This is a genomic window from Caballeronia udeis, from assembly GCF_001544555.2.
GTDB lineage: Bacteria > Pseudomonadota > Gammaproteobacteria > Burkholderiales > Burkholderiaceae > Caballeronia > Caballeronia udeis.
The window spans coordinates 38,039-49,956 of the sequence record NZ_FCOK02000026.1; the positions used below are offsets into that span (position 1 = coordinate 38,039).

Genomic DNA, 11,918 nt, shown 5'->3' on the forward strand with positions numbered 1-11,918 from the left:
CGAGAATGCCTCGGGGTCCTTGCGTGCCTGCCGTAGCCTAACGCCGCTCTGGAAGCGGCGGCGAACCCTTATCGAGCGAAGGTCAGCTCGACGGTATCCGGTCCGGTGTGCCGCCCGAGCAGGTTCAACAATCCCGCCAGGTTTTCGCGTGCGTCCGGCGTGGCGGTCGCCGAGCCGTTGAACGCGCTCGATGTCTTCGACACCGTCCCTTGTCCGCTCAGCAGCAACGGCCCATTTGATGTCGTCGTCAGATTGATCGTCGCCGCCTCGCCTTCCGCCTGAAACACCACGCGATACGACCCCAGCGGCTTCACGCGCGACACGCTGGACGCCATGTCGTCCAGCGTCACGGTCGCCTGCCCGTACGTGTTGTGCCCAAGCATCCGCCATTCGGTCCAGGTCAGCCGCACATTGCCTTCCATGTTGAGCGTGTTGAACGGTGCGCCCAAACCCGAGAGCAGGCTCGCCGGCACGGTAATCGCCCCCGGTGAGATCGTCGAACCGGAAAGACCGGCATCGACGAAAACCGAATCCGGCATGGCGTCCGTCTGGCGCATTTCCATCCGCACGCGGCCAGTGAACAAGGGCCAGAAGGCAGTCGTCCATTCGATGCGCCCCGGCAGCAGCGTCGCGCCGTCGACACCGCCCGCGCCGCCGCCGGTTGCAAGCATCAGCGTGGCCGATCCCTTCCACAGCGAACCGGCCGGGTCGACGAGATTCATATGCCCGTCCGTCGACTTTGCGAATTTCGGCACGATCCAGGCCGCCGGCAGCATGACGGCCAGCATCACGACCACCGATACCCCCGCCACCACGAACCACGGCCACGCCGCGAGAAGCCGCCGCATGCTGTAGTTCATTGCACCTGGGCCGGTTGCAGCGATGCCGTGAGATCCACCTGGCCATCGGGTTTCAGCGCCGTGATGTGTGCCTCGCTGACCTGCACCTTGAACTGCTTCCGGACGCTGTCGAGCCAGACCGTCCATTCCGGGAACGACGCGTTCTTCAACTGGATCTGCACACCCGAGCCGACCACCTGGACTTGCGCGGGGGGCATGTTGTTATCGGCGAGAGACTTCGCCAGCGCGTCGCGCAGCGCACCGCCGGTCGGCGTGACACCCTGCCCGCCGCCTGCGAGCGAGCGTGCCTCGTTGGCTTGCGCGGTCATCTGCGCGAGCTGGAGCTGCATGGCGGGCAGCGTGCTGCGCAGCCGCGCACGGCCTTCATACGCGGGCGCCCACAGCACCAGATAGACCAGAGCGATGGCCGCCACCACGGCGCCCCACATCAGGATGGTTTTTTCACGCTGGGTACGCGCGTTCCAGAACTCGCCCCAAGTGTCGATGATGGCTTGTTTCATTGGGCGCTCCTGATGGTCCACTTGCCGGTATTGCTGTCGACACCGCCGGCCAGCCCGTTCGCCGCCAAGCGTCTCTGCAAGCCAGGATCGACTCTGGTTTCCGGCTTGAAGGTCACTTCCAGGTGTCTGTCGCGGTAATCCAGCCCCGCGATGCCGTTCACGGGAATGGGGCCGAGCGCACGGGCGAGGGCGTCAGCGAGAGAGAGGAAATCAGACGGCGACAGTTGTCCCGACACCAGCCGCAAGCGATCGAGCTGACGCGACATCTGGTCGGGCGCATCGAGCACGACCGTGGTTTTCGGGAACGTGTTGAGGAGCGTTTCGGTCATCTGCGCGTTGATCGCGTCGCGCTGCCGGGCGAGCTGCATCCACTGGATGTTGATGCCGATCATCGATACCACCAGCGCTCCTGCCAGCAGCGCCACCGGCACCCTCAACCGCCGCATGGTCGCGCGATCGAGCCGCCACGGCTGCGCCGCGAACTCGAACTGGCACAGGTCGAAGTGGTTGGTCAGCGCGTTGCGAGCGAGGGTTTCGAACGTCAGCGGCTGCGCGCCGGGAATCGCCGGCCGTGTCGAAGCCAGGCGCGGCTCGGCGCCGGGAACGTCGCGCAGGGTGTACAGCGTCATCGGCTGGGCGCCCGCGAGCGCGCCGAGCGTGGAGGTCACGGCATCGGCGGGAATGGCCAGGCCTTCGCCCAGCGCCGCGTGCTCGCCGCGCGCAATCGCAATCTCGACACGCGACATGAGAGTTTCGGGCGGTCTGAGCGTATCGCCGCCGAGCAAAACCGGGGCGGTCGCCAGCACCTCGCCCAGGACGCCCGCGACAAACGGATTCGGGGTATCGGCGGCGCTTTCATGCAGCGGCAGACAGCGCATGGCCGGCACGGCCTTCACGTTCCGATGCCCCGCGTTGGCAAACGCCTCGAGCACAAAGCGGAACCAGCCACGATCGATCACTGCGAGCACCCGCCGGCCGCTCGCGAGCGCGACCGGATCGACGGCGATATGGCAGGTCTGCGGGTCCTGGATCAACTGATCCTCGACCACGTTGGGCAACGCCTGGCGCAAGCGCGGCCCTTTCAGCGGCGGCATTTGCGCGGCGGTCAGCAACAGGTCGCGCGCAGCGACTATCAGTACCGTGGCGCTCGCACGCGGCAGCAGCGACAGCGCGGCACGACCGGACCGCTGCGTGACGTTGCGCTTGTCGAGCAGCAGAAACGGCAGCTCCGGCAAATGCCACTCTTCGGAGCGCACCGCCGGATCGCGCGGCGGCAGTAGGACGATCAATGTGCTCAAAGGCCGCTCTCTTGTTTTCTGAATCGAAAGTTATTTACTGTACTGCGACGTTGTTTCAGTGAAACCCGTCCAAACGCATCAAAGCTGGTCGCGAACATAGACAATACGCGTGGTATGCGTCGCCGGATCGCGATACAGCAAGGTCGTCCGGTCGACTTCCGCCCGCTCGTGCTGCACGCGGCCGTGGATCAAGAAATACTTCGTGGTCACGTCCATCTGGCTCGTATCGACAGCATCGGCTTTCACGCCTGCGCCGGTCAGTGCAAGTGTCACGTTGCCGACATCGTGGAAAAACACGGTCTCGCGGCGCGCGACAAACGCCTGCGCCTGCGAAAGCGACATGCCCGGCACCGTCGCCGCAATCACCTCGGCCGAAGCGGTATTCATATTCACCGACGTCGTGGTCGGCAGCACGGTCACGAACGGCCGCAATTTCTCCACCGCTTCCGGTGAAAAACCGGGGACATCCAGCAGAGACTCCACGTTGATCATCTGCAGCGGCGCAACGGGCGCGTTGCTGTCCGCATCGGCGAGACCGGGGTCGTCGGTGAAATTGCCGCCGCCCGTTCCGCCGCCCTGCGCGATCGCGGCAATCGTGGAGGCGGGCGAGGCCGCGGCGGCGGTTGTCGATTGCGCCTGGAACCGCGTTGCCGATTGCGCCAGCCCGGCGCGAATCTGCAGCGCGACGGTTTTCGCCAGCGACGCATCGAGCCCGAGCAGCGTCAGCAGCCGCTGGAATGACGCGATCTCCTGCACGTTGATGACCAGCAAGCCGGGCGTAGGCGTGGAAACCAGGTTGCGCAGGTTGAACTTGGCCTGCGCATCTTCAATCGACCCGGACAAGTAAGTGGATGCACCCTGCTGCGCCCGCACGTCGCCAATCTGTCCGAGAAAGTCCGACAGCCGCGTTTTGGCGATCGGCACACCCCACACGCCGCCGAGATACGTGACGGTCGGCGCGGAATCGGCTTCGGAACGCAGGATCAGGCGGGTCCAGTCGAGCGCGCTGCGCGAGATCCATTGCGCCTGCGCGAGCAGCCGCTGGTTCTCGATACGGCGGACCTGCACTTGCTGGCGCCACAACAAGCCCGACACGATGATCGCCGACAACGCCACAACCAGCAGCGCGCTGATGATTGCGACGCCGCGCTGATGCGAATGCCTGGATGCCCTGTGCCGTTTCGCGTGAACTGATGAAGAACGCATGGTCATTCTCCGATCAGAAACACGCGCGTGATCGGCAGCGCCAGATTGTGCGCGCCAACCGCGATCTGAATACCCGTCACGGCGCGCGGCAACGGCGCATTGCCGAGTTGTGGCACCTTCAGGTTGTTGTCGTTCTGCGTGATTTGCGCAGTCACGTCACCCATGCTCATCGTCCAGCCGACCTTGGGCACGTAGGCGCGCGTGGCGAAAGTCGAGACGCCGCCCATCAGCGGAATCGCTGTCCAGCCGTCCGAGTTGTCCGACGCCGATAACGCCCTGCGCACTTCACCCACATTCCCGAGCGGCGGCGACGCAAAGCGCACCACGCGCCCGCCGTCGACCAGCCGGTAGCGCACGACCTGCAAGCGCGGCGCCACGCCGGCCGTGTAGACACCGCGCACGATCTGCAGCCCGTTCCCGCCGATAGCCACCGCGGCCTGGCCGGCTTCGTCGTCAGTAGCGGCCTGGCGGGCGTCGATGCGCATCTGGTCGAACAACTGCGCGACCACGCGTTCATCTTCCATCGCGTTCGTAATGGTCGTGCGGCCGCGCATGATCTGGTCGAGGCCACGCCACGACAGCACCGCAATCACAGCGAGGATCGCGATCGCGACCAGCATCTCGATCAGCGTAAAGCCGCGAGTGCCACGCGCGCCGCGAACGTCCCGCCTAGAGCGAACGGCTGGTTTCATTTGCCACCACCATGACCATTTGCGCGAGATTGCCTGCCAGCCCGGGCGACTCCACGATAACTTCCACCCGCCGGAAAATCGGATTCGGCGTGGCCGACACACGGTCGGTGCAAGTCAGCTTGAGATTGCCCTGCGAGCAATCGAACGTATGCGTGCCAATATCCGGCCACGTATGCGTGAGCCGCAATCGCGCGAGTTCGTTGTCGGCGCTCCAGCCGGCCAGCAGGCGCCGATGCAAATCCGCCTCGCCGGTCGCAAGCGCGCCCACTGCCCGGAGCGACGCCGCCAGCGCCACTGCGATGATTGCCAGCGCGACGAGCACTTCGATCATGGTGAAACCGCGCGTGCGTTTGAGCTTGGGTGTGAGGCCGTGACGAGGGCCGGGCGTGAGCGTTGGCATCAGCGCACCTGATAACGGCCGTTGCCGGTGCCGACAATCGTCACGCTGCCGACCGCCGACGCGAGCGTCACTTCCATCGGGGTATCAATGGCTTCTGTGCCGAACACCACCCGCCCCGCCGTCTGATCGGAACCAGCGTACTGGATCGTCACGCCGGTCACGCCGCCGTCCCAGCGGCGCGGGCGCAGCAGGTCGTCGCGTAATGGACGCCAGCCGTCTTCCGTACGGATATCGAAGCGAAAACCGCCGTCTACCGGCAGCCACGCAATAGGCCTTGCCCGCACCTGCGCTTCGTCGCCGGCGGATTCGAACAGGAGCGCGAGACGCTGCGCTTCCTCGTTGAGATCCGTGCGCGGATTGCGCGTGAGCTTCACCGAAGCCAGCGACACCAGCAATCCCGCGATCACCAGCACCACCAGCATTTCCAGCAGCGTAAAGCCGGCCTGCGGCCGCACCTTCGCGCAGCGCGGCGCCTCGGGTGCTGAACAGTCCTGCTTGTGCTGCATGTTCACGTCGATTGGCTTCTGTTAAGGACGCAAGGAGAGGCTAAAAGGCCTATTGCCACGAGCCGATGTCCGCGTCGTTGCCCTCGCCGCCCGGTTTGCCGTCGGCGCCGTAGCTGAATACGTCCACTTCGCCGTGCACGCCCGGGTTCAGGTATTGATATTCCTTACCCCAAGGGTCGACTGGAACGCGATCCATATAACCGCCGCCCTTCCAGTTGTTCGGGACCGGTTCGGTGGTCGGCTTTTCGACCAGTGCGCGCAGCCCCTGCTCCTGGGTCGGATAGCGGCCGTTATCCAGTCGATAAAGATTCAGCGACTGCATGATCGAGCCAATATCCGCCTTCGCCGCGACGCGACGCGCCTCGTCCGGACGACTCATGATCTTGGGCACGATCAACGCGGCAAGAATGCCGAGAATCGCGATCACGACCATGATTTCGATCAGCGTGAAACCGCGCTGGCGACGCGTTTGCTGGCTACCTTGCGCCGTCTGTAGTTCGTAGTGGCGCTTCATCCACATTTGCATGATTTGATCTTCCTTTCCAATTGATGTCGTTACAGCGCTCAGGCCCGACATGATGTTCGATGCCCGTCCGCCGCTCTCGCCGGATCATTCGTCGGAACAATCAACGGTGGTTGCGGGCAGGCAAGCATTCTATAGGTCCGCCTGGGCGCATTTCACTTCGTAAGCGTCGCCTGTTTGGTCTGCTTGATCCTGAGCGGTTCTAGCGCACATAAATGGTCGGACCGGCCGCGTTCGGCGGCAGGAATATTTCAGAGCGTTTACCGTTTCTATCGATGATGATCGAGCGCGCCCGCACTTCCTTGATCGTCACGCCCGGCGTCAGCGGGCCGCCCAGCGAGATAGCCTTTGCCGGCTCACCGCCGTAACTCACGATCGCCGCCGCGCCGTGTTGCAACGCGAGGATCCCGAACAGGTGTACGTCCTGGTTTTCCTGATGCTGCAGTTGCCCGCCGAACAACGTGGCAGCCTGTTCCACCGAGGGCGCGCGCCCGGCCGCCGCCGCGGGCAACGGCGCGCTCTGGTGCGTCGTCAGGGTGATGACCCACCACGTCAGCGTCGCGCAGAAAATGGCGAACGCGATGAGCGATAGCAGGCGGGTCTGAAATGCATTCATGGGATGGGCTTCTTCACTGCACCAGATTATTCAATTCGATGATCGGCAGCATCACCGCCAGCACGATCACCAGCACGACGCCGCCCATCGCGAGGATCAGCAGCGGTTCCAGCAGGCTCGTGAGAAACATCGTGCGGCGTTCGAGTTCGCGCGCTTCGCCTTCGGACGCGCGGTCGAGCATGGTAGTGACGTCGCCGGTGGCTTCACCCGAGCGGATCAGATGCACCAGCACGGGCGGAAACGTCCGCGTGTTACCAAGCGCGCGGGACAGCGACGTACCTTCGCGCACGCGGATAATGGCGTCATCGACGTTCGCGCTCATCGCGCGGTTGCTCAGGGTCTCGCCTGCGGCTTGCAGCGCACGCAGGATAGGCACGCCGGCAGCCGTAAGAATCGCAAGCGTGCTGGCGAAACGCACGGTGTTATAGCCGCGCACGAGTTTGCCGAGGAGCGGCGCGGTGAGCAGCCACCGGTCGAACGCCATGCGCGGCCCGGGCCGCGCGAGCAGACTCTTGATAAACCAGCTCAGCAGCGCCACACCGATCAGCCCGGCCCACCACCAGTTCCGCACGAAGCCGGAGAGCGCCATCATCGCGATGGTGAGGAACGGCAGCGCCTGCTTCGTGCTGGCGAATACGTTCACCACTTGCGGCACCACGTAACTCAGCAGGAACGTGACAATGCCGAATGCGATCAGCGTGACGATCGCGGGATAGGTGAACGCGAGTACGATCTTCTGCTTCAGCGCATTGCGTTGTTCGATGTAATCCGCGAGTCGCGACAGCACCAGTCCAAGCTTGCCGGTATGTTCCCCGGCCGCCACCAGCGCGCGATAAATCTCAGGGAAGTCGCGTGGATGTTCGGCCAATGCATTCGCGAACGAATGGCCGCCGAGCACTTCGCCTCGGATGGCGGCCATCAACTCGCGAACGTAATCGCGCTCCGATTGCTCCGTCAGCACCGAAAGCGTTTCGCCGAGCGGCAGACCCGCTGTCAGCAGGCTGGCGATTTGCCGCGTGAGAATGGCCTGCTCGCGTTGCGACAAGCGTTTTCCCATCGATAACCGCTGCTTGCGCTCACCCCGCGTGCGAGTAGCCGCCGCCTCGACCACCAGCGGCGTCAGCCCCTGCGTCCTCAGTTGACTGCGGGCGGCACGGGCGCTGTCGGCATCGAGTACGCCTGTCTGCGACTTGCCCGCCTGGTCGATTGCCTCGAAACGAAACGCCGGCATGGATGTTTAATCTCCGCCCGTCACGCGCAGCACTTCTTCCAGCGATGTTGCGCCGGTCGCGAGCCACCGGTTTGCATCCTCGCGCAGCGTGCGCATTCCCTGCTGCCGGCCGGCCGTCAAAATTTCGGCATCCGATGCATTCCTGTGAATCAGCGCGCGAAGCGGATCGTCGAGCAGCAGCAGTTCGTACACGCCGCGACGTCCCGCATAACCCGAGTTGCCGCACTTGTCGCAGCCGACTGCGTGCCAATGAATATGGCCGTCTTCGGAGCGCTCTTCCTTGCATACCGGACACAGCTGGCGCACCAGCCGCTGCGCCAGCACGCCGAGTAACGACGACGCCAGCAGATACGGTTCGACGCCCATGTCGGTGAGACGCGTGACGGCGGATGCGGCGTCGTTCGTGTGCAGCGTGGCCAGCACGAGGTGACCGGTCAGCGATGCCTGCACCGCGATCTGCGCCGTTTCCAGATCGCGGATTTCCCCGATCATGATGATGTCCGGGTCCTGCCGCAAAATGGATCGCAACGCGCGCGCGAAGGTCATGCCAATACGCTCGTTCACCTGCGTCTGGCCGATCCCGCCCAGGTCATATTCGATCGGATCTTCCACCGTCATGATGTTGGTGGTGGCGGTTTCGAGCCGCGACATCGCCGCATAAAGCGTGGTCGTTTTACCGGAGCCCGTCGGACCGGTCACCAGCACGATTCCGTGCGGACGGCCGATCAGCTTGTCGAAGTGAACCAGCGTGTCGCGCGCCATGCCGAGCGTTTCGAGGTTCAGCCGCTGCGCATCTTTTTCCAGCAGACGCAGCACCGCGCGCTCCCCATGACCGGTCGGCAGCGTGGACACGCGCACGTCCACCGGCCGGCCGCCTACGCGCAGCGTAATGCGGCCATCCTGCGGCAGTCGCTTTTCTGCAATATCCAGTTGCGCCATGATCTTGATACGCGAGATCAGCGCGCCATGCAGTGCCTTCTTCGGGCGCACGACGTCGCGCAAGGTGCCATCGACACGAAAGCGCACCACCGAAGACGTCTCGAACGGTTCGATATGAATATCCGACGCCTGCTCGCGCGCCGCCTGCGTCAGCAGCGCGTTGATCATACGGATGATCGGCGCATCGTCTTCCGATTCGAGCAAATCCTCTATTTCGGGAATGTCCTGCATCAGCCGCGACAGATCGACTTCGCCTTCCACTTCGCCCACGACCTGCGCCGCGCTGCCGTCGTTACGCGAGTAGGCCGAATTGATGGCGGCCGAGAGTTCGGCCACCGGCAAACGCACAATGGAAAGCGCGCCAAAGTTGCGAGCGACCTCGGCGAGCGCGGCGTCGCTGGTTTTATCGCTGATCCACACTTCGATGCTGTCCGCGTGCTGGTGCGCCACCAGGATCTGTCCGGTCCGCGCGAACGCGTACGGGATCAGCCGTGCCGCGAGCGGCGACGGCGTGCTCGTGGCAACGTTGGCTACGGACGCGCTCAGCGTGCTCACGGCTTCGCTCCCGTATCGCCGTTGTTAAGCGGTACGGCCGGCGCCGAGTTATTCGGCACAGCGTAATTGTTCACGTTCGCCGGCTGGCCTTGATATTGGCCCGGCGGCTGCGCCGTCTGATATTGCTGCTGGCCTTGATACTGCCCTTGCTCCTGCACCTTCGGCGGCGCCGCTTGCGGCAACGTCGCGCTGCCACCCTCCGACGGCGAGCGTGTCATGTTGTTCCAGTCGAACAGATTCTGCGCCGGCACACCGCCCTGGCTCGGGCCGATCGGCGCCGGCGGCAGAACCGGCACGTCCTTGTCCTTCTCGACGCGGTTATCGGAGATCGAGTTGTACTGCTGCTGGCGCAGGTAATCGTAGCGATCGTTGGAGATCTGCGAGGCGGTCGCCTGATCGCGCACGATCACCGGGCGCAGGAACACCATCAGGTTGGTCTTCGTCCGCGTCTTCGCTTCACTGCGGAACAACTGGCCGATCCAGGGGATATCGCCGAGCAGCGGCACTTTGCTGTTGCTCGTCGAATACTGGTCCTGCATCAAGCCGCCGAGCACGACGATTTCACCGTCGTCCGCCAGGATGGTCGACTGGATCGAGCGCGTGTTGATCGTCACGCCGCCAGGATTGTTGGTCGTGGTGGTGTCGACGCTGGAGTCTTCCTGATAAAGCTGGAGCTTCAGGACGCCGCCCGTCGTGATCTGCGGTTTCACATGCAGCGTCACGCCCACGTCGCGCCGGTCGAACGTATTGAACGCGGAGACCGACGTACCCGTATTGGCGGTTGGCGTGGCGTACGAACCGGTCACCACCGGCACGTTCTGACCGACCACGATCTTCGCTTCCTCGTTGTCCAGCGTGATGAGGTTAGGCGTCGACAGGATGTTCGCATCCGACGATGTCGACAACGCCTGCAGCAAACCGCCCAGGCCAAAGAAATTGCCGAACTTGTGCAACAAGCCGATGTTCAGGCCCTGCGCGAGAATGTTCGTCTGCCCCGCAAGGGCTGCGGGATTGTTAGCGATCACCGACCCGGCAGCGGTCAGGTCGACAATGCTCGACGTCCCGGAGCCAAGGTTCGTGCTGCCATAAATGCCGTTGTTGCCGCTTTGCGACAGCAGCGCACCCTGCCACTGAATGCCGAGATTCGCGCCGGTTGTAGCGGAGAGCTCCACGATCAGCGCTTCGATATAAACCTGCGCACGGCGTGCGTCGAGCTGGTCGATCACCGCACGCAAGTTGCGGTACACGGGGTCCGACGCGGTAATGATCAGCGAGTTGGTGGCCGTGTCGGCCTGGATCATGCCGTTGCCGGGTTGATCGCTCGACCCGCTGCTGTCGTTGTTGTTACCGAAGCCGGAGTCCTTGCTCTGGCCGCCGCCCGCCATCGGATTGCTGCCTGACGACGAACTGCTGCTGCCGAGCCCGCCCGGCAGCGGCGGCAAGCCGCTCGTACCCGTGTACGAACTGGAACCGCCCGCGCCAAACGAACCCGAACCACTCGACGAACCCGATCCCGATCCCGATCCCGACGACGATGAGGAAGACGAACTGTCGCCGCCGCCCTTGCCCATCATCGCGCGCAGGGTCTTGGCGAGGCGCGTGGCGTCGGCATTGCGCAAGGTGACCACATGCATGTTGCCCGGCTGCGCGGTGGCCGCGTCGAGGCTGCGCGCAAGCTGCTTGGCGGCTGCGAGCCGTGCGCTGCTGGAGGCGCGCAGTAGCAGCGAGTTCGTGCGCGGATCGGCGGTGACGGTGACTTTCAGCGTGGCGTCGGTGCTGCCTATTGAGCCAGGATCGAGCAGCTTGTTGAGCTGTTCGGCCACGTCGAGCGCATTCGCGTTCTTCAACGGCACCACTTCGACCTGCCGGCCCGCCGCTGTGTCGATGCCCGCGATGATGCTCGCGATGCGCCGTACGTTGTCGGCATAGTCCGTGACGACCAGCGTGTTGTTGGCCGGGTACGCGGCGATCGTGTTGTTCGGCGAGATCAGCGGACGCAGGACCGGCAACACGTTGTTGGCCGATTCGTTGTGCAGCTCGAACACCTGCGTGATGACCTGATCGCCTCTCGCGGTGGGCGCATTGCCGACATAGGTCGGCACGCCCTGCAGCTTGGCGTCGGCTTCCGGCACGACTTTGAGCACTCCGTGATCTTGCACGAGTGCGAAGCCCTGCATTCTCAATGCCGACTGCAGCGTTTTCAAAGCCTGATCCTCTGGCACCGGATTTTCCGATACAAGATTCAACTGTCCTTTGACCCGCGGGTCGACGATGATCGTCTTCCCAGTAGCGGCGCCGATCGCTTTCGCAACCTGATCGATGTCCGCATTGACAAAATTCAGTGTCACCTGTGCGTGCGCTATTTGCGTGGTGACAAGACCAGCCACCAGCAAAGCCGTCGCGGCGCGACGCAATGCCATACGTTTTCTTCTCATGGAGTGTGATGTCAAGACCTGCTGATCACGTCGCTGCAAACCGGTCGTGTTGCGTGTCTTTCGACGCTTTTAACATCACGAAGGCTTAAAACAGACGTTTCCAGGGCCGATGCCCGGGCAATGCCATATCCCAAAAACGTGAACCATAGCAGCTTTT

Annotated in this window: 12 protein-coding genes; all 12 read right to left on the reverse strand. The window is 63.8% G+C overall.

Translation table 11 applies throughout. The features are described 5' to 3' along the window. Nucleotides 1–68 precede the first annotated feature (68 nt). The 12 genes from AWB69_RS19500 to gspD all read right to left on the reverse strand — a co-directional run bounded on the left by AWB69_RS19500 (nt 69) and on the right by gspD (nt 11,746). Nucleotides 69–860 carry a type II secretion system protein N gene (locus AWB69_RS19500; protein ID WP_062087668.1) on the reverse strand — a complete coding sequence of 264 codons (792 nt, stop codon included), beginning with the start codon at nt 858–860 and terminating at the stop codon, nt 69–71. Then, complete coding sequence (gene gspM, locus AWB69_RS19505; protein ID WP_062087670.1) at nt 857–1,360, reverse strand: type II secretion system protein GspM; 504 nt, start codon at nt 1,358–1,360, stop codon at nt 857–859. Before gspM ends, AWB69_RS19500 begins: the two co-directional genes overlap by 4 nt. Further along, on the reverse strand, nt 1,357–2,658 hold the full coding sequence (gene gspL / locus AWB69_RS19510; protein WP_062087672.1) for a type II secretion system protein GspL: 1,302 nt from the start codon (nt 2,656–2,658) through the stop codon (nt 1,357–1,359). The genes gspM and gspL overlap by 4 nt, the downstream gene beginning before the upstream one ends. Nucleotides 2,659–2,736: 78 nt before the next feature. Next, complete coding sequence (gene gspK / locus AWB69_RS19515; RefSeq protein ID WP_062087674.1) at nt 2,737–3,870, reverse strand: type II secretion system minor pseudopilin GspK; 1,134 nt, start codon at nt 3,868–3,870, stop codon at nt 2,737–2,739. After that, on the reverse strand, nt 3,867–4,556 hold the full coding sequence (locus tag AWB69_RS19520) for a PulJ/GspJ family protein (RefSeq protein ID WP_075643951.1): 690 nt from the start codon (nt 4,554–4,556) through the stop codon (nt 3,867–3,869). Before AWB69_RS19520 ends, gspK begins: the two co-directional genes overlap by 4 nt. Beyond that, nucleotides 4,534–4,956 carry a type II secretion system minor pseudopilin GspI gene (gspI, locus tag AWB69_RS19525; RefSeq protein WP_062087680.1) on the reverse strand — a complete coding sequence of 141 codons (423 nt, stop codon included), beginning with the start codon at nt 4,954–4,956 and terminating at the stop codon, nt 4,534–4,536. Before gspI ends, AWB69_RS19520 begins: the two co-directional genes overlap by 23 nt. After that, nucleotides 4,956–5,462 (reverse strand): GspH/FimT family pseudopilin, encoded by a 507-nt coding sequence (locus tag AWB69_RS19530; protein WP_062087684.1) that lies wholly within the window; start codon nt 5,460–5,462, stop codon nt 4,956–4,958. The genes gspI and AWB69_RS19530 overlap by 1 nt, the downstream gene beginning before the upstream one ends. Before the next feature lie 49 nt (nt 5,463–5,511). Further along, nucleotides 5,512–5,988 carry a type II secretion system major pseudopilin GspG gene (gspG, locus tag AWB69_RS19535; protein ID WP_197500276.1) on the reverse strand — a complete coding sequence of 159 codons (477 nt, stop codon included), beginning with the start codon at nt 5,986–5,988 and terminating at the stop codon, nt 5,512–5,514. A gap of 199 nt (nt 5,989–6,187) precedes the next feature. Beyond that, nucleotides 6,188–6,601 (reverse strand): type II secretion system protein N, encoded by a 414-nt coding sequence (locus tag AWB69_RS19540; RefSeq protein WP_062087687.1) that lies wholly within the window; start codon nt 6,599–6,601, stop codon nt 6,188–6,190. A 13-nt stretch (nt 6,602–6,614) separates the two neighbouring features. Next, nucleotides 6,615–7,832 carry a type II secretion system inner membrane protein GspF gene (gene gspF, locus AWB69_RS19545; protein WP_062087690.1) on the reverse strand — a complete coding sequence of 406 codons (1,218 nt, stop codon included), beginning with the start codon at nt 7,830–7,832 and terminating at the stop codon, nt 6,615–6,617. A gap of 6 nt (nt 7,833–7,838) precedes the next feature. Then, nucleotides 7,839–9,326: a type II secretion system ATPase GspE gene (gene gspE / locus AWB69_RS19550; RefSeq protein ID WP_062087693.1), complete on the reverse strand. Its 1,488-nt coding sequence runs from the start codon at nt 9,324–9,326 to the stop codon at nt 7,839–7,841. After that, complete coding sequence (gene gspD, locus AWB69_RS19555; RefSeq protein WP_062087697.1) at nt 9,323–11,746, reverse strand: type II secretion system secretin GspD; 2,424 nt, start codon at nt 11,744–11,746, stop codon at nt 9,323–9,325. The genes gspE and gspD overlap by 4 nt, the downstream gene beginning before the upstream one ends. Nucleotides 11,747–11,918 lie beyond the last annotated feature (172 nt).

Coding starts and splice junctions, on each gene's coding strand:
- AWB69_RS19500 (WP_062087668.1), bottom strand. CDS start 860: ATGAACTACAGCATGCGGCGGCTTCTCGCGGCGTGGCCGTGGTTCGTG.
- gspM (WP_062087670.1), bottom strand. CDS start 1,360: ATGAAACAAGCCATCATCGACACTTGGGGCGAGTTCTGGAACGCGCGT.
- gspK (WP_062087674.1), bottom strand. CDS start 3,870: ATGACCATGCGTTCTTCATCAGTTCACGCGAAACGGCACAGGGCATCC.
- AWB69_RS19520 (WP_075643951.1), bottom strand. CDS start 4,556: ATGAAACCAGCCGTTCGCTCTAGGCGGGACGTTCGCGGCGCGCGTGGC.
- gspI (WP_062087680.1), bottom strand. CDS start 4,956: ATGCCAACGCTCACGCCCGGCCCTCGTCACGGCCTCACACCCAAGCTC.
- AWB69_RS19530 (WP_062087684.1), bottom strand. CDS start 5,462: ATGCAGCACAAGCAGGACTGTTCAGCACCCGAGGCGCCGCGCTGCGCG.
- gspG (WP_197500276.1), bottom strand. CDS start 5,988: ATGCAAATGTGGATGAAGCGCCACTACGAACTACAGACGGCGCAAGGT.
- AWB69_RS19540 (WP_062087687.1), bottom strand. CDS start 6,601: ATGAATGCATTTCAGACCCGCCTGCTATCGCTCATCGCGTTCGCCATT.
- gspF (WP_062087690.1), bottom strand. CDS start 7,832: ATGCCGGCGTTTCGTTTCGAGGCAATCGACCAGGCGGGCAAGTCGCAG.
- gspD (WP_062087697.1), bottom strand. CDS start 11,746: ATGGCATTGCGTCGCGCCGCGACGGCTTTGCTGGTGGCTGGTCTTGTC.